The organism is Geodermatophilus sp. SYSU D01036 (genome assembly GCF_054050435.1).
Map to the genome: position 1 here is coordinate 128,049 of NZ_JBJGZJ010000006.1, position 14,974 is coordinate 143,022.

The 14,974-nt window shown below is 76.1% G+C and carries 19 protein-coding genes; 13 read left to right on the forward strand and 6 right to left on the reverse strand.

The annotated features are described in order from the left end of the window. Window positions 1-86: 86 nt before the first annotated feature. Window positions 87-293 (forward strand): hypothetical protein, encoded by a 207-nt coding sequence (locus ACI8AR_RS09035; RefSeq protein WP_457050717.1) that lies wholly within the window; start codon window positions 87-89, stop codon window positions 291-293. A gap of 12 nt (window positions 294-305) precedes the next feature. Here ACI8AR_RS09035 and ACI8AR_RS09040 read toward each other — a convergent pair whose 3' ends face one another. Together ACI8AR_RS09040 and ACI8AR_RS09045 are read right to left on the reverse strand one after the other, a co-directional pair. After that, complete coding sequence (locus ACI8AR_RS09040) at window positions 306-1,349, reverse strand: baeRF3 domain-containing protein (protein ID WP_457050718.1); 1,044 nt, start codon at window positions 1,347-1,349, stop codon at window positions 306-308. Then, window positions 1,346-1,801, reverse strand: coding sequence for a hypothetical protein (locus tag ACI8AR_RS09045; RefSeq protein ID WP_457050719.1), 456 nt, complete (start codon window positions 1,799-1,801; stop codon window positions 1,346-1,348). Before ACI8AR_RS09045 ends, ACI8AR_RS09040 begins: the two co-directional genes overlap by 4 nt. Before the next feature lie 192 nt (window positions 1,802-1,993). On the opposite strand from ACI8AR_RS09045, the gene ACI8AR_RS09050 reads away from it, so the two are divergent. From ACI8AR_RS09050 to ACI8AR_RS09060, 3 genes are all read left to right on the forward strand, one after another. Next, a complete protein-coding gene (locus ACI8AR_RS09050; RefSeq protein ID WP_457050720.1) occupies window positions 1,994-2,299 on the forward strand; it encodes a helix-turn-helix transcriptional regulator in 306 nt (101 codons plus the stop codon). A 148-nt stretch (window positions 2,300-2,447) separates the two neighbouring features. After that, window positions 2,448-4,019 carry a signal recognition particle protein gene (gene ffh, locus ACI8AR_RS09055; RefSeq protein WP_457050721.1) on the forward strand — a complete coding sequence of 524 codons (1,572 nt, stop codon included), beginning with the start codon at window positions 2,448-2,450 and terminating at the stop codon, window positions 4,017-4,019. Beyond that, complete coding sequence (locus ACI8AR_RS09060) at window positions 4,016-5,113, forward strand: amidohydrolase family protein (RefSeq protein ID WP_457050722.1); 1,098 nt, start codon at window positions 4,016-4,018, stop codon at window positions 5,111-5,113. Before ffh ends, ACI8AR_RS09060 begins: the two co-directional genes overlap by 4 nt. On the opposite strand, the gene ACI8AR_RS09065 is transcribed toward ACI8AR_RS09060, so the two are convergent. Together ACI8AR_RS09065 and ACI8AR_RS09070 are read right to left on the reverse strand one after the other, a co-directional pair. Continuing rightward, window positions 5,082-6,356: a sensor histidine kinase gene (locus ACI8AR_RS09065; RefSeq protein WP_457050723.1), complete on the reverse strand. Its 1,275-nt coding sequence runs from the start codon at window positions 6,354-6,356 to the stop codon at window positions 5,082-5,084. The genes ACI8AR_RS09060 and ACI8AR_RS09065 overlap by 32 nt on opposite strands. Continuing rightward, on the reverse strand, window positions 6,353-7,039 hold the full coding sequence (locus tag ACI8AR_RS09070) for a response regulator transcription factor (protein WP_457050724.1): 687 nt from the start codon (window positions 7,037-7,039) through the stop codon (window positions 6,353-6,355). Before ACI8AR_RS09070 ends, ACI8AR_RS09065 begins: the two co-directional genes overlap by 4 nt. Window positions 7,040-7,142: 103 nt before the next feature. On the opposite strand from ACI8AR_RS09070, the gene ACI8AR_RS09075 reads away from it, so the two are divergent. Continuing rightward, the gene (locus ACI8AR_RS09075; protein ID WP_457050725.1) at window positions 7,143-7,718 is read left to right on the forward strand and encodes a hypothetical protein; all 576 of its coding nucleotides are present in this window, start codon (window positions 7,143-7,145) and stop codon (window positions 7,716-7,718) included. A gap of 52 nt (window positions 7,719-7,770) precedes the next feature. Here the strand turns inward: ACI8AR_RS09075 and ACI8AR_RS09080 are convergent, their stop codons facing one another. After that, window positions 7,771-8,328 carry a hypothetical protein gene (locus ACI8AR_RS09080; protein WP_457050726.1) on the reverse strand — a complete coding sequence of 186 codons (558 nt, stop codon included), beginning with the start codon at window positions 8,326-8,328 and terminating at the stop codon, window positions 7,771-7,773. Between the two features lie 168 nt (window positions 8,329-8,496). Here ACI8AR_RS09080 and ACI8AR_RS09085 point away from each other — a divergent pair, with 168 nt between their 5' ends. Continuing rightward, window positions 8,497-10,251, forward strand: a complete 1,755-nt coding sequence (locus ACI8AR_RS09085) for a proline--tRNA ligase (RefSeq protein ID WP_457050727.1) — start codon at window positions 8,497-8,499, stop codon at window positions 10,249-10,251. On the opposite strand, the gene ACI8AR_RS09090 is transcribed toward ACI8AR_RS09085, so the two are convergent. Further along, complete coding sequence (locus tag ACI8AR_RS09090; protein WP_456935830.1) at window positions 10,218-10,619, reverse strand: VOC family protein; 402 nt, start codon at window positions 10,617-10,619, stop codon at window positions 10,218-10,220. The two genes, ACI8AR_RS09085 and ACI8AR_RS09090, sit on opposite strands and share 34 nt — an antisense overlap. Before the next feature lie 158 nt (window positions 10,620-10,777). On the opposite strand from ACI8AR_RS09090, the gene rpsP reads away from it, so the two are divergent. From rpsP to lepB, 7 genes are all read left to right on the forward strand, one after another. Then, window positions 10,778-11,257, forward strand: coding sequence for a 30S ribosomal protein S16 (rpsP, locus tag ACI8AR_RS09095; protein WP_457050728.1), 480 nt, complete (start codon window positions 10,778-10,780; stop codon window positions 11,255-11,257). Window positions 11,258-11,260: 3 nt separating this feature from the next. After that, window positions 11,261-11,497, forward strand: coding sequence for an RNA-binding protein (locus ACI8AR_RS09100; RefSeq protein ID WP_387993447.1), 237 nt, complete (start codon window positions 11,261-11,263; stop codon window positions 11,495-11,497). A gap of 10 nt (window positions 11,498-11,507) precedes the next feature. Beyond that, window positions 11,508-12,038, forward strand: coding sequence for a ribosome maturation factor RimM (gene rimM, locus ACI8AR_RS09105; protein WP_457050729.1), 531 nt, complete (start codon window positions 11,508-11,510; stop codon window positions 12,036-12,038). After that, entirely contained in the window at window positions 12,035-12,778 is a 744-nt protein-coding gene (trmD, locus tag ACI8AR_RS09110; protein ID WP_457050730.1) for a tRNA (guanosine(37)-N1)-methyltransferase TrmD, read from the forward strand. The genes rimM and trmD overlap by 4 nt, the downstream gene beginning before the upstream one ends. A gap of 22 nt (window positions 12,779-12,800) precedes the next feature. Further along, window positions 12,801-13,286 (forward strand): NUDIX hydrolase, encoded by a 486-nt coding sequence (locus ACI8AR_RS09115; protein ID WP_457050731.1) that lies wholly within the window; start codon window positions 12,801-12,803, stop codon window positions 13,284-13,286. Window positions 13,287-13,480: 194 nt separating this feature from the next. Then, window positions 13,481-13,837: a 50S ribosomal protein L19 gene (rplS, locus tag ACI8AR_RS09120; RefSeq protein WP_387993438.1), complete on the forward strand. Its 357-nt coding sequence runs from the start codon at window positions 13,481-13,483 to the stop codon at window positions 13,835-13,837. Between the two features lie 87 nt (window positions 13,838-13,924). Next, entirely contained in the window at window positions 13,925-14,830 is a 906-nt protein-coding gene (gene lepB, locus ACI8AR_RS09125) for a signal peptidase I (protein ID WP_457050732.1), read from the forward strand. Window positions 14,831-14,974: the final 144 nt, after the last annotated feature.

Sequence of the window (14,974 nt, forward strand, 5' to 3'; positions counted from 1 at the left end):
CGGACCGGAACCGTCGGTGCCCCGTGCGACCGTCGGGTCGAGGCGGGACGGACCGGTCCCGCAACCCGACGCCGAGGGGGATCCGCGTGACCGTCCAGCAGACCGCAGCCCTGCAGACCTGGCCGTGCCGGGACTGCGGCGAGGACCGCGTGTTCGAGCAGCCGCCGTGCGCCGACGGGCACACCGACGACGGCGGCGAGTGCCCGGAGTGGATCTGCACCGGCTGCGGCGGCGCGCTCCTGGTCGGCGGGGCCGAGGTCGTCGCCGGGGCGGCGGTGTGGCGCGCGGCCTGACGGGGGACCACCTCACCGGAGGGTGAGCGCCACCCGGCCGGAGGCGGACAGCGCGCCGTCGGTCACGAACGCGATCCACCCGCCGCGGAGCAGGACCAGCTCGATGAGCTCGTCCACCACGTCGTCGACCACGTCGGGGTGCTCGACGTCGTCCGCGGGCAGGAGGAAGTCGCCGTCCGGGCTCAGGCGGGCCGGGTGGGTGAACCCCTCCTCGACGGCGAGCATCTCCGGCCGCTCCCGCCGGGCGGCCAGCCAGGCCGCGGCGATGCCCTCGACGACCGCGTGCCGGGAGCGCCGCCGCTCCAGGTGGGTCAGCGCCTCGCCCTGACGGGACAGCAGGTACTCCTCGAGCACCTCGCGGATCCGCGGGGCGAGCACCGGGAGGGGGGCGCGGGTCAGGTCGGCGGGGACCGTCCCGGCCAGCCGGGCGGTGTTGCGCGACAGCCGGCGGAAGCGGGCCGTCGTGCGCTCACCGCCCACCAGGACCAGCGGCGCCGGGTGCAGCCGCAGGTGGGTCCCCAGCGCCCGGTCGACCCGGCGCAGGAAGGCGTCGGCGTCCTCGTCCCGCGCCGTGAGCGGGAACGCCGACCGCGGCGGCGGCCGCAGCTCGCCGGCGACGCCCTCGAGCAGCCGCGCCTCACGGCCCGACAGCAGCAGGACGACGTGCCGCGGCGTGCGGTGCAGGGCGCGGACCAGGTCGCGGGTGGCGAAGGTCGGGTCCACGACGACGCGGTCGGCGACGGGCACCGGCAGGCGCACCACCTCCCGCACCACGCCGTTGACGTAGACGGCGATCCCCGCCCCGGTGGGACCGTGCCGCGCGGCGGCCACCGCCCCGGCCACGGCGTCGGCCAGGGACGGGTGCGCGCCGTCGCGGGTCAGCCGGTCCGCGGCCTGGGCGGCCAGGCGCTGCAGGCGGCGGGCGTCGTCGTCGGTCATGCGGGGCGCCGGGGTGGTCGCCATCAGCAGGGACACGCACGGGTCGGCGCGGACCGACTGCAGGAGGAGCACCTGCTCGGGGGATGGCCACTCGAGCCGGGCACGGGTGGCCGTCACGGCGCCGGCCAGCCCAGCGGCACGGCGTCCAGCCGCCGGGCCAGGCGGGCGACGGCACGGTCGAGGACCCGCTCCCGGCGGCGGCCGCGCAGGCCGGGCAGCCGGTGGACGCCGATCCGCACCGGGACGCCGGCGGCGGCCGCGCGCTGCACCACCAGGGTGACCAGCTCGGTCTCCTCCCGGTCGGCCTCCTCGACCAGCCGCGCCACGAGCGAGGCGTCGAGGGTGACGGGTACCCGGGGGAGGAGCAGGGCGGTGTGCACCTCCAGGCCTGTCTCCCGGGCGGTGCGGTGCGCCTCGTCGAGGACCGCGAGCGCCCCCTCGCGGCCGGTGACGACGGCCAGCAGCCGGGACGGGCTGCCCCCGGCCGGTGCGAGGGTGCCGGCTCCGGCGGGCGCCGGGACGCCCGGCCGGGGGGAGGTGGTCGGTGGGGCGAGGTCGAGGGTGGTCACGGCGACTCCCACGGTCCGGCGAGGTCTCCCCCGGTCCCGGAGGACCGGCCGCGCCCGGGCAGGAGCCGGGACTGACGGGCGGCGGCTTCGCGGATGCGGTCGGGTACTCCCCTCGCACGAAGCACGATACGCGCAATCCTTTTCAGGTGCAAGACGGGCGGGCGGGGACGGGGCCCGCGTACGGTGCTGCCCGTGGCCGTCTCCTCGCCCGGGTGGACCTTCCTGTCCAACCACGGACACGTCCTGGTGAGCCTGGCGGCCGACCCGGAGGCCCGCGTCCGTGACGTGGCCGAGCGCGTCGGCATCACCGAGCGCGCGGTCCAGATGATCGTCGCCGACCTCGAGGAGGCCGGCTACGTCGTCCGCGAGCGGGTTGGCCGGCGCAACCGCTACACGGTGGCCCTCGACGGGCGCTTCCGCCACCCGCTCGAGGAGCACGTCCGCACGGGCGACTTCCTCGCCCTGGTGCTCCGGGACGCCGCCTCCTCGCGGGGCTGACGGGCGGCACCGGTCGCGGCGGGACCGGTCGGTGCGCTGCGGTCGATACGCTGGAGACAGGAGGCGCGAGGACCCGTCCGGGTCCGTGCCGTGTCGCCGGTCGGTCTGACCGGCGGGCCGTGCCCGCGACACCCGACGAGGACGTGCTGTGTTCGAGACCCTCTCCGACCGCCTCGACAAGGTCTTCACCGGCCTGCGCGGCAAGGGCCGGCTGACCGACGCCGACATCGACGCCACCGCGCGCGAGATCCGCATCGCGCTGCTGGAGGCCGACGTCGCGCTCCCGGTGGTGCGCGCCTTCATCGCCGCGATCAAGGAGCGGGCGCGCGGCGCCGCGGTGTCGCAGGCGCTGAACCCGGCCCAGCAGGTCATCAAGATCGTCAACGAGGAGCTCATCGAGATCCTCGGCGGGGAGACCCGGCGGCTGCGCTACGCCAAGACCTCGCCCACGGTGATCATGCTCGCCGGTCTGCAGGGCTCCGGTAAGACCACGCTGGCCGGCAAGCTCGGCCGCTGGCTGAAGTCCCAGGGCCACACGCCGCTGCTCGTGGCCTGCGACCTGCAGCGCCCCAACGCGGTCAACCAGCTCACGATCGTCGCCGGCCAGGCCGGGGTCGACGTCTACGCGCCCGAGCCCGGCAACGGCGTCGGCGACCCGATCCGGGTGGCCGCCGACTCCATCGAGCACGCCCGCCGCACGATGCACGACGTCGTCGTCGTCGACACCGCCGGCCGGCTGGGCATCGACGCCGAGCTGATGGCGCAGGCCGCCGGCATCCGCGACGCCGTGCAGCCGGACGAGACGCTGTTCGTCGTCGACGCCATGATCGGCCAGGACGCCGTCACCACCGCCGAGGCCTTCCGCGACGGCGTCGGCTTCTCCGGCGTCGTGCTCACCAAGCTCGACGGCGACGCCCGCGGTGGTGCCGCGCTGTCGGTCCGCTACGTGACCGGGCAGCCGATCATGTTCGCCTCCACCGGCGAGAAGCTCACCGACTTCGACGTCTTCCACCCCGAGCGGATGGCCTCGCGCATCCTCGGCATGGGCGACGTGCTCACCCTCATCGAGCAGGCCGAGCAGGCCTTCGACGCCGAGCAGGCCGAGAAGATGGCCGGCAAGCTCGTCAGCCGCGAGGGCTTCACCCTCGAGGACTTCCTCGAGCAGATGATGGCCATCCGCAAGATGGGCCCGATCGCCAACCTGCTCGGCATGCTGCCCGGCGCGGGCGCGATGAAGGAGCAGCTCAAGCAGGTCGACGACCGCGACCTGGACCGCACCGCGGCGATCATCCGCTCGATGACCCCGCAGGAGCGGGTCGACTCGAAGATCATCAACGCGTCGCGGCGGGTGCGCATCGCCAACGGCTCGGGCGTGACCGTCACCGAGGTCAACCAGCTGCTGGAGCGCTTCGCGCAGGCCCAGAAGATGATGGGCCAGATGGCCGGCAGCATGGGCCTGCCGGGCATGGGCCCGATGTCGAAGAAGGCCCGCGGCCGGCAGATGCAGGCCCAGTCCTCGAAGAAGGGCAAGGGCAAGAAGGGCAAGGGTGGCGGCAAGGCCCCGGCCCGCCGGCCGATGGGCGCCCCCGGCCTGCCCCCGGGGGCCGGCTTCCCGGGTGGCCTGCCGGGCGGCATGCCCTCGCTGCCGCCGGGGCAGGGACTGCCGGACCTGTCGAAGCTCGACTTCAGCAAGTTCGGGGACGAGCGGCCCGGGCGGTGACCGCCCCCGCCCCGCACCCGTCCCTGCACCTGTCGGGGGTCGTCCTCCCCGAGGGCGAGCACCGCGACCTGTGGGTCCGCGACGGCCGGGTCACCTTCGAGCGGGTCCCCGGCGCCGAGACCGTCTCCCGCGGCGGCTGGCTGCTGCCCGGCCTGGTCGACGCGCACTGCCACGTCGGCATCGGCCGCGGCGGGGTCTTCGTCGAGGACCTCGCCGGGCTGCGCGAGCAGGCGCTGGCCGAGCGGGCCGCGGGGGTGCTGGCGCTGCGCGACTGCGGCTCGCCGGTGGACACCCGGGCACTGGACGACGAGCCCGACCTGCCGACGATCGTCCGCGCCGGCCGGCACCTGGCCGCGACCCGGCGCTACATCCCGGGCCTGGCGGTGGAGCTGGAGCCGGCCGGGCTGGCCGAGCAGGTGCGGGTGCAGGCCCGCCGCGGCGACGGCTGGGTGAAGCTGGTCGGCGACTGGATCGACCGCTCGGTGGGCGACCTCGCGCCGGAGTGGCCGGCCGACGTCGTCGCCGAGGCGATCGCGGCGGCGCACGAGGAGGGCGCGCGGGTCACCGCGCACACCTTCGGCACCGACGCGCTGCCCGACCTGATCCGCGCCGGCATCGACTGCATCGAGCACGGCACCGGGCTCACCGAGGACCTCATCGGCGAGATGGCCGCCCGCGGCACCGCCGTCGTCCCGACGCTGGTCAACGTGGAGAACTTCCCCGGGTTCGCGGCGGCGGGGGAGGCGAGGTTCCCGGCGTACGCGAGCACGATGCGGCGGCTGTACGCGTCCTCGGGCGCGGTGGTGCGGGCGGCGTTCGAGGCCGGGGTGCCGGTGTTCGCCGGCACCGACGCCGGTGGTGGCATCGAGCACGGCCGGATCGCCGACGAGGTCCGCGCGCTGTGCGAGGCCGGGCTGCCCGCCGAGGCGGCGCTGGCCGCGGCGTCGTGGTCCGCGCGCGCCTGGCTGGGCCTGCCCGGCATCGAGGAGGGGTCGCCGGCCGACCTCACGGTCTACGACGCCGACCCGCGCGCCGACCTCGGCGTCCTGACCCGGCCGCGGCTCACCGTGCTGCGCGGCCGGGCGTACCGCTAGGCGGCCCGAGCTCCAGCACGACCTCCGTGCCCCGGCGGGACGACGCCAGGAGCAGCCCGCCGCCGGAGGCCTCGGCGGTGCGCCGGGCGATGTCCAGCCCGAGCCCGGTCGAGCCGCCGTCGCTGCGGCCCCGCTCCACGGCCGCCGCGGGCAACCCCGGGCCGTCGTCGCGCACGGCCACCCAGGCGCCGCCGCCCGTACGCGGGCGGACGTCCAGCGCGAGCCCGGTGCCGGCGGGCGTGTGGGCGAAGACGTTGCCGATCAGCGCGTCGAGCGCGGCGGCGAGGTCCTCGGCGGGCACCCGGACGGGCAGTGGCGCGTCCGCCACCGCGACCCGCAGCGGCCGGCCCTCCTCCGCGGCCAGCGCGGACCAGAAGTGCGCGCGGTCGGCCGCGACTGCGCCGGCGTCGCAGCCGGCGCCCAGCCCCGCGCGCACCGGCCGGCGGGCCTCGCGGATGACGTCGTCGACCGCGCGGCCGACCGCGTCGACCCCCTCCAGGACCCGGTCGCGGCCGACCGGCGGCAGCGCCTCGGCGTCCAGCTGCAGCGCGGTCAGCGGCGTGCGCAGCCGGTGGGCGAGGTCGGCGACGGACTCCCGCTCGGCGACCAGCAGCTCCTCGATCCTCCCGGCCAGCTGGTTGACCGCCTCGCCGACGTCGCGCACCTCGGCCGGGCCGGCCGGCCGGGTCCGCGCGGTGCGGTCCCCGGCCGACAGCCGGCGGGCGGTGGCCGCCAGGTCGGTGACCGGGCGGGTGAGCGAGCGGGCCAGCCGGTCGGCGACGACCAGCGCGAGCGCCAGCAGCACCGCGCCCAGGCCGCCCAGCACCAGCCAGGTCCGCAGCACCCCGCCGCGCAGCACGTCGGCCGGCACGAACACCTCGATCACCGCGGTGCCGTCGGTGCGGCGCACGGGCTGCAGCACCCGCGTCCCGCCGTCCTCCTCGACCACGGCGGCCTCGGCGACGGACCCGGGGGGCCCGCCGTCGCGGTGCTCGCCGAGCCACGCGCCGTCGGTCCAGAGCACCGCGACGTCCAGCGGGCCCGACGTGCCCACCAGGTCGGCCGCGACCTGGTCGCGGCCGGACAGCCCGACCGACGGGGTGAGGAACTGCACCTGGGCCTGCGCGGCGTCCAGCGCCCGCGCCTCGGCGACGCGGGCGACCAGGGACGCCGCCGGCAGCAGGAAGGCCAGCAGCACGACCGTCGTCGTCGCCGCCACCAGCAGGGTGATCTGCCGCCTCACGGCTCGCCGTCGGTCAGGCAGACGCCGACGCCGCGCACCGTGCGGAGCAGCTGCGGCTCCGCCCCGGTGGCCGCGAGCTTGCGGCGCAGCCAGGACAGGTGGACGTCGACGGTCTTGTCCGAGCCGCCGTAGGGCAGCCGCCACACCTCGCTGAGCAGCTCCCGCTTGGGGACCACGGTGCCCGGCCGGGCGGCGAGGTAGGCCAGCAGGTCGAACTCCCTGGGACTGAGCTCGACCGGGGTGCCGGCGTAGGTCACCCGCCGGCTGCGCGGCTCGACGGCGAGCGACCCGACCACGAGGGGTGCGGGCGCGGGCCCGGGGCCGCCGCTGCGGCGCAGCACCGCCCGGATCCGGGCCTCCAGGTGGTCGGCGCGGAAGGGCTTGCGGACGTAGTCGTCGGCGCCGGCGTCCAGCGCCTGCACGACGACGTCGTCGTCCTCGCGGGCGGTGGCCACGACCACCGGCACGGCCGAGACCGCGCGGAGCATCCGCAGCAGCTCGGCGCCGTCGAGGTCGGGCAGCCCCAGGTCCAGGACGACGAGGTCGGGGCGCTCCTCGACCACCAGCCGCAGGCCCTCGAGAGCGAGGCGGGCGGTGGTCACGACGTGCCCCCGCTCGCGCAGCGCGCGCACCAGCGCGGTGCGGATGCGCTCGTCGTCCTCGACGACCAGTAGCCGGGCCACGCCGCGGGACGCTAGCGTCCCGGCCGCCCGGATCGAGGCTCCTCGCCGGTCCTTGACGCCACCTTGGGGTGGCCTTAACCCACGATCGCGGAGGGTCGGCCCCATGAGACGACCCCTCCTCCTCGGTGCCGCCTGGACCGCGTCCGCGGCCGCCGCCGTCGGCCTCGGCTTCCTGGCCGTGTCCCTCGTCGACGCCTCCGCGTCCCCCGGCACCGTCCCCGCGGGCGCCACCGGCAGCACCGCCCCGAGCGTCACACCGACGCCGGAGGCCTCCCCGCAGCCCACGGCGGAGTACGCCACCGCCGGCGGGACCGTCTACGCCGACTGCGGCGGCGGCGCGCCCGTGGTGGCGGGCGCACCGGCCGCGGGCTGGTCGGTCGACGACTCGCCGGACCCGGGGGAGGTGGAGTTCCGCAGCGGCGCGCAGGAGGTGGAGGTGCACGTCACCTGCGCCGACGGCGTCCCCGTCTTCGCGCTCGACGACTCGGGCGGGGCCGCGGTCACCCCGGCCGCGCCCACGGCGACCACCCCGCCGGCACCGACGCCGTCCGTCCCGGCCGTGACCCCGGCCCCCGACGACTCCGGCGGGGGGCACGGTTCCGACGACCCGCCGGGCGACGACCGCGGCGGCGACTCCGGCGGCGGGCACGGCTCCGACGACGACGGCTCCGACGACTGAGCGCTCCCGCCCGGACGGCGTCCGCGCGCCGTCCGGGCGGTCCGCGGTCCGGTCAGACGTCGACGCCGGCGGCGGCGCAGGCGGTGCCGAACCCGGTGACCGGGCCGGTCAGGTCGGTGACCGCGGTGATGACGTCGCCACCTGCCTGCACGTCGTCGATCGCGGCGTCGGTGGCCGCGGAGACGGCGTCGGCGGCGGCGAGCAGGGGCGCGCCGGCGTCCCGGTGGCCGGCCGGGGCGTCGCGCAGCGCCTCGAGCAGCGGGACGACGCCGGCGGGGTCGACGTAGCCGGTCTCGTCGACCGAGATCAGCGACAGGCCGACGTAGCCGAACCACCCGGCCACCGCCTGGCACAGGCCCTCGTCGCCGGGGACGCCGGCGCCGGGGACCGGCAGGTCGTCGTCGCCCGCGGGCACGCTGTCGGTCCCGGGCGCGGGGTCGGTCACCGGCTCGGTCTCCCCGGCCTCCACCGGCGGGGCGGCCGGCTCGGTCGAGGCCTCCGCGGACCGCGGCACGGGCGTCGCCGAGCCGCCGACCGCGGTGGAGCAGGCGGCCAGCGAGGCGCCGGCGGTGAGGGCGAGGACGGCGGCCAGGCGGCGGGGCGTGCGCACGGGGGACTCCAGGGAGCTCGAGCCGGGTGTCGGCGGGGGTGAGGCCGCCGGTCGGCGGCTCGCTGGGGACGACGGTCGCGGCCGGTGCTTGCGCCGCCCTTGCGCGCGGCTGACCGCGCGGCACAACCCGTTCGCGCGCCCTGGGAGACTCGTGTCGTGCTGTTGCGGATGTCCTCCCTGTTCCTGCGCACCCTGCGCGACGACCCGGCCGACGCCGAGGTCCCGAGCCACCGCCTGCTCGTGCGGGCCGGCTACATCCGCCGGGCCGCGCCGGGCGGCTTCACCTGGCTGCCGCTGGGCTACCGGGTGTTCCGCAACGTCGAGCGCGTCGTCCGCGAGGAGATGGACCGGATGGGCGCGCAGGAGGTGCACTTCCCGGCGCTGCTGCCCCGCGAGCCCTACGAGGCGACCAACCGCTGGACCGAGTACGGCCCCAACCTCTTCCGGCTGCAGGACCGCCGCGGCGCGGACTTCCTCCTCGGGCCCACGCACGAGGAGATGTTCACGCTCCTCGTGAAGGACCTGTACTCGTCGTACAAGGACCTGCCGCTGTCGCTGTACCAGATCCAGACCAAGTACCGGGACGAGGCGCGGCCCCGGGCCGGGCTGTTCCGCACCCGCGAGTTCACGATGAAGGACAGCTACTCCTTCGACGTGGACGACGCGGGCCTCGACGCCTCCTACGCCGCGCACCGCGCCGCCTACGTCCGGATCTTCGACCGGCTGGGCCTCGAGTACGTGATCGTCTCGGCGATGTCCGGCGCGATGGGCGGGTCCAAGAGCGAGGAGTTCCTGCACCCGACCGAGATCGGCGAGGACACCTTCGTCCGCTCGGCCGGCGGCTACGCGGCCAACGTCGAGGCGGTCAGCACCGTCGTCCCCGAGCCGCTGCCGATCGAGGGCCTGCCCGAGGCGCACGTCGAGGACACCCCCGACACCCCGACCATCGAGACGCTGGTCGCCGTCGCGCGGGAGCTGTTCCCCGACGCCGGGTACACGGCCGCCTCCACGCTGAAGAACGTCGTCGTCACCCTCGTGCACCCCGACGGCACCCGGGAGCCGCTGGTCATCGGCATCCCCGGCGACCGCGAGGTCGACGCCAAGCGGCTGGAGGCGCAGGTGGCGCCCGCCGAGGTGGAGCCGTTCACGGACTTCGAGGCGCACTCGGCGCTGGTCAAGGGCTACATCGGCCCGCAGGTGCTCGGGAAGGACAGCGAGTCGGGCATCCGCTACCTCGTCGACCCCCGCGTCGTCCCCGGCACCCGCTGGGTCACCGGCGCCAACGAGCCGGGCAAGCACGTGTTCGACCTGGTGGCCGGGCGCGACTTCTCCTGGGACGGCACCGTCGAGGCCGCCGAGGTGCTGCCCGGCGACCCCGCGCCCGACGGCTCCGGCCCGCTGGAGCTCGCCCGCGGCGTGGAGATCGGGCACATCTTCCAGCTGGGCCGCAAGTACGCCGACGCCCTCGGCCTCCAGGTGCTCGACGAGAACGGCAAGCTCGTCACCGTCACCATGGGCTCCTACGGCATCGGGGTCTCCCGTGCCGTCGCCGCGATCGCCGAGTCCACCCACGACGAGCTGGGCCTGGTCTGGCCGCGCGAGATCGCCCCGGCCGACGTGCACGTCGTCGCCACCGGCAAGGACGCCGCGGTGTTCGAGGCCGCGCAGGCACTGTCCGACGAGCTGGTCGCCGCCGGGCTGACCGTGCTCTACGACGACCGGCCGAAGGTGTCGCCGGGGGTGAAGTTCAAGGACGCCGAGCTGCTCGGGATGCCGACCATCGTGACCGTCGGCCGCGGTCTCGCCGACGGCGTCGTCGAGCTGCGCGACCGGGCGACGGGGGAGCGGTCGGAGGTGCCGGTGGCCGACGCCGCCGCGGCGGTGCTCGCTCAGGTCCGGTCGGAGACCAGCTCGACCTCGTAGCCGTCGGCGTCCTCGAGGTAGGCCGCCCGGTGCTGCGGGCCGCCGGCGAACGGGTGGCGGTCGGCGAACAGCAGCCGCCACCCGTGCGCCGGCGCCGCGGCCACCAGGGCGTCGAGGTCGTCGGCGGTGCCGGCCCGGAACGCGAGGTGGTTGAGGCCGGGCCGGCGGCGCTCGTGGGTGTCCGCGGCGAGGTCCGGCGACCGCTCGACGACGACGTAGACGTCGCCGAGCCGCCAGGACCGGCCGTGCTCCCACGACTGGTACGGCGCCGCGCCCAGCGCGGTGAGCAGCCAGCCCCACGAGCGCTCCGCGCGGGCCAGGTCGGGCACCCACAGCTCGACGTGGTGCAGCAGACCCCGGCTGGTCATGGCACGCCTCCCGGCATCTGGCATCATGGTCGGTCGAACACGGCGGTGTGCGGCCCTCTCACCGACGCCGGCCGTGTCCCTGGCTCCGCCCCGGCGTAACCCCACGCGTCCGTCCGGCGAGCACCGACGAACAGCGTTCGAGGAGATTCCGAGCCACCGTGGCCACCAAGATCAAGCTCATGCGTCTGGGCAAGATGCGTGCTCCGTACTACCGCATCGTCGTCGCCGACTCGCGCACCAAGCGCGAGGGCCGCGTCATCGAGACGATCGGCAAGTACCACCCGAAGGAGGAGCCCTCCTTCATCGAGGTCGACAGCGAGCGCGCGCAGTACTGGCTGGGTGTCGGCGCGCAGCCGACCGAGCCGGTCGCGGCCATCTTCCGCGTGACCGGTGACTGGCAGAAGTTCAAGGGCGAGCCGGCCCCGCCGCCCATGAAGGTCGCCGCCCCCAAGCCCGACCGCAAGGCCCTCTACGAGGAGGCCGTCCGCAGCGCCGGCGAGGAGCCGGCCGCCGGTGCGACCACCCCGAAGAAGAAGGCCGCTCCCAAGGCCGACGACGCCGCCGCCACGGTGGCCGAGGCCGCCGCTGCCGGTGGCGAGGGCCCGGCCGCCGGCGCCACCACGACGCCCGCCGAGTAAGACGTGCTCGAAGAGGCGCTCGAGCACCTGGTCAAGGGCATCGTCGACCACCCGCGCGACGTCACCGTCGACCTGGTCGGCGGCCGTCGCGGCAAGACCCTCGAGGTCCGGGTCCACCCCGACGACCTCGGCAAGGTGATCGGCCGCGGCGGGCGCACCGCCAAGGCGCTGCGCACGGTCATGACCGGCGTCGGCGGTCGCGGCCTGCGGGTCGACGTCGTCGACACCGACGGGCGCTGAGCCGCGCGGCTTGGACGCGCAGAACTCCTCCACCGACACCGTGGTGGTCGGCCGCATCGGCCGGCCCCACGGTGTCCGTGGTGAGGCCACCGTCGAGGTCCGCACCGACGACCCCGGTGAGCGCTTCCGCCCCGGTGCCGTCCTGCGCACCGTCCCCGCCGAGCGCGGTCCGCTGACCGTCGCCGGCGCCCGCTGGCACCGCGAGGTGCTGCTGCTCGCGTTCGAGGGCTACGACAGCCGCGAGGCCGTCGAGACCCTCCGCGACACCCTGCTCGAGGTCCCCGTCGCCGACCTGCCGGCGCTGGAGGACCCCGACGCCTTCTACGACCACCAGCTGGTCGGCCTCGCCGCCCGGCTGACCGACGGCACCCCGCTGGGCGAGGTCACCGCGGTCCGCCACGAGGGCGCGGACCTGCTGGTCGTCGCGCGCCCCGACGGCGGCGAGCTGCTGGTGCCGTTCGTCACGGCGATCGTGCCGACCGTCGACGTGCCCGGCGGGTTCGTCGTCGTCGACCCGCCCGAGGGGCTGCTCGACCTGTGAGCGCCCCCTTCCGGATCGACGTCGTCACGATCTTCCCCGAGTACCTGGCGCCGCTGCGCCAGTCGCTGCTCGGGAAGGCCGCCGAGCGCGGCCTGGTCTCCGTCGGCGTGCACGACCTGCGGCAGTGGACCGACGACGTCCACCGCACCGTCGACGACGCCCCCTACGGCGGCGGCCCCGGCATGGTCATGCGCCCCGAGCCGTGGGCGCGCGCCCTGGAGGCCGTCCGCCCGCCCGGCACCCGGCTGGTCGTGCCCACGCCCGCCGGGCGCCCCTTCACCCAGGCCGTCGCCGCCGAGTGGTCCGCCGAGCCCGGGCTGGTGTTCGCCTGCGGCCGCTACGAGGGCATCGACCAGCGGGTGGCCGAGTGGGCCGCCGCGGCCGGGCCGGTGTCGGAGGTCTCGATCGGCGACTACGTGCTCGCCGGCGGCGAGTCCGCGGTGCTGGTGATGGTCGAGGCGGTCACCCGGCTGATCCCCGGCGTCGTCGGCAACCGCGAGTCGGTCGAGTTCGACTCGCACGCCGACGGGCTGCTCGAGGGCCCCTCCTACACCCGCCCGGCGTCCTGGCGCGGGCTGGACGTCCCGCCGGTGCTGCTGTCCGGCGACCACGCCGCCATCGCCCGCTGGCGCCGCGCGGAGTCGCTGCGGCGGACCGCGACCCGGCGTCCCGACCTGCTGGCCGCGCTGCCCGAGGACGCGCTGTCGCCCGCCGACCGGGCGGTCCTCGACGGTGCCTGAGCGCGCGGAGGTCGCTCGGGCGGTGGTCCGCCCCACGGCGCGGGTCGTCGTGCTCGACCCCGACGGCCGGGTGCTGCTGCTCGGCGCCCGGCTGACCGACCCCGCCGTCCCGCCCGGCGACGTGCTGTTCTGGTACACGCCCGGCGGGGGAGTGGAGGACGGCGAGAGCGTCCGCGAGGCCGCCGCCCGCGAGCTGGCCGAGGAGATCGGCCTGGTCGTGGACCCCGCGGCCCTGGAGGGCCCGGTGTGGTTCCGGCGGCACGTGGGGCCGTTCGCCGGCGTGCAGATCGACTCGCGGGAGACCTTCTTCGTCCTGCGCGACGTCGTCCACGAGGTGGACGCCACCGGCCGCACCGAGCTGGAGCTGCTGGGGGAGGAGCCGCACCGCTGGTGGACCGCCGCCGAGATCGCCGCGGCGGACGTCGAGTTCGCGCCCCGCGAGCTCGCCGGCGTGCTGCCCGAGCTGCTGGCCGGGCCGTGGCGCCGGCCACCTCGCGTGGTCGACTGACCGGCCCCGGGACCAGCCCCGCCCGGCCCGCGCTCGGCAGGGTGGCGCCCGTGTGGCACAGTAGAGAGTCGCTGCAGACCGGAGGCGCCGCCGACGGGCACTCCTCCCGGAGTCGCAGCCACCTGGTCCGGAGCGTGGGGCACCCCGATGCCCGGGCCGACGACGAGCCAACGCTGAGACCGAGGAATGCTGCGATGAACACCCTGGACGTACTCGACGCCGACTCGCTGCGCGACGACATCCCCGAGTTCCGCCCCGGGGACACCGTCAAGGTGCACGTCCGCGTCGTCGAGGGCAACCGCTCGCGCATCCAGGTCTTCCAGGGCGTCGTGATCCGCCGCCAGGGCGGCGGGATCCGCGAGACCTTCACCGTCCGCAAGGTCAGCTTCGGCGTGGGCGTGGAGCGCACCTTCCCGGTGCACACCCCGGTCGTCGAGAAGATCGAGGTGCTGACCCGCGGTGACGTCCGCCGGGCCAAGCTCTACTACCTGCGCGAGCTGCGCGGCAAGGCCGCCAAGATCAAGGAGCGTCGCGAGACCGTCGCGCGCTGACCGTCCCCGGCTCCGGCCCGACGACTCCGGGCCGGTCCGACCCGGCCTGACCACGGCGGGTCCTCCGCGGCCGTACGCTGGCTCCTGATGAGCAGCGATCGGTCCGGAGGGCCCGCCGACGTCGTCCCGGGGGACGACCCCACGCCCGAGCGGCCGGACGCCGGCGGCCGCCGCCGCACCTGGCGGCGGCGGGACGAGCCGGAGAAGAAGAGCTCGCTGCTGCGCGAGCTGCCCGTGCTGCTGCTCGTGGCCTTCGTGCTCGCGCTGCTGGTGAAGACCTTCCTCGCGCAGGCCTTCTTCATCCCCTCCGGGTCGATGGAGCAGACGCTGCACGGCTGCACCGGCTGCACCGGGGACCGCGTCCTGGTCAACAAGGTCCCGTACTGGTTCGGCGACCCCGAGCCCGGCGACATCGTCGTCTTCGAGGGGCCGGACACCTGGACGCCCGAGGTCGAGGTCTCCGAGCCCACCAACTGGTTCACCGGCGGGCTGCTGTGGCTGGGCCGGGCCGTCGGCGTGGCGCCGCCGAGCGAGGACGACTACGTCAAGCGGGTCATCGCCGTGGGCGGCCAGACCGTGCAGTGCTGCGACGCCGAGGGCCGGGTGACCGTCGACGGCGAGCCGCTCGACGAGCCCTACGTCTACGAGGACACCCCGCTGGAGTCCCGCGCCTTCGGCCCCGTCACCGTGCCGGAGGGCCGGCTGTGGGTCATGGGCGACCACCGGTCGGCCTCGGCCGACTCCCGTTCCCACGTCGGCGACCGCTACGGCGGCACCGTCGCCGTCGACGACGTGATCGGCAAGGCCGCGCTCATCGTCTGGCCGGTGTCCCGGTTCGGCACGCTGGACTCCCCGGACATCCAGGGCACGGAGGCGGCCGCCGCCGCGGGCACCGTCGGCCAGGTGCTCCCGCTCGGCGCGGGCCTCGTCGGCGCGCTGCCGGTCGCGGCGTGGAACCGCCGGCGCCGGCTGCGCCGGCCGCCCCCGGGCTGACCTCCGCCCGCCTCCCGACGGCGCCGTCCCTCCCCGAGGGGCGGCGCCGTCGTCTTTCGTGCGCCATTCCCGGGATCGGCGTCCCCAAGTCGACAAATGGGAGACGGTCACCTTTCCGGTTTCTCCTGTGACGAGCGCTACCAA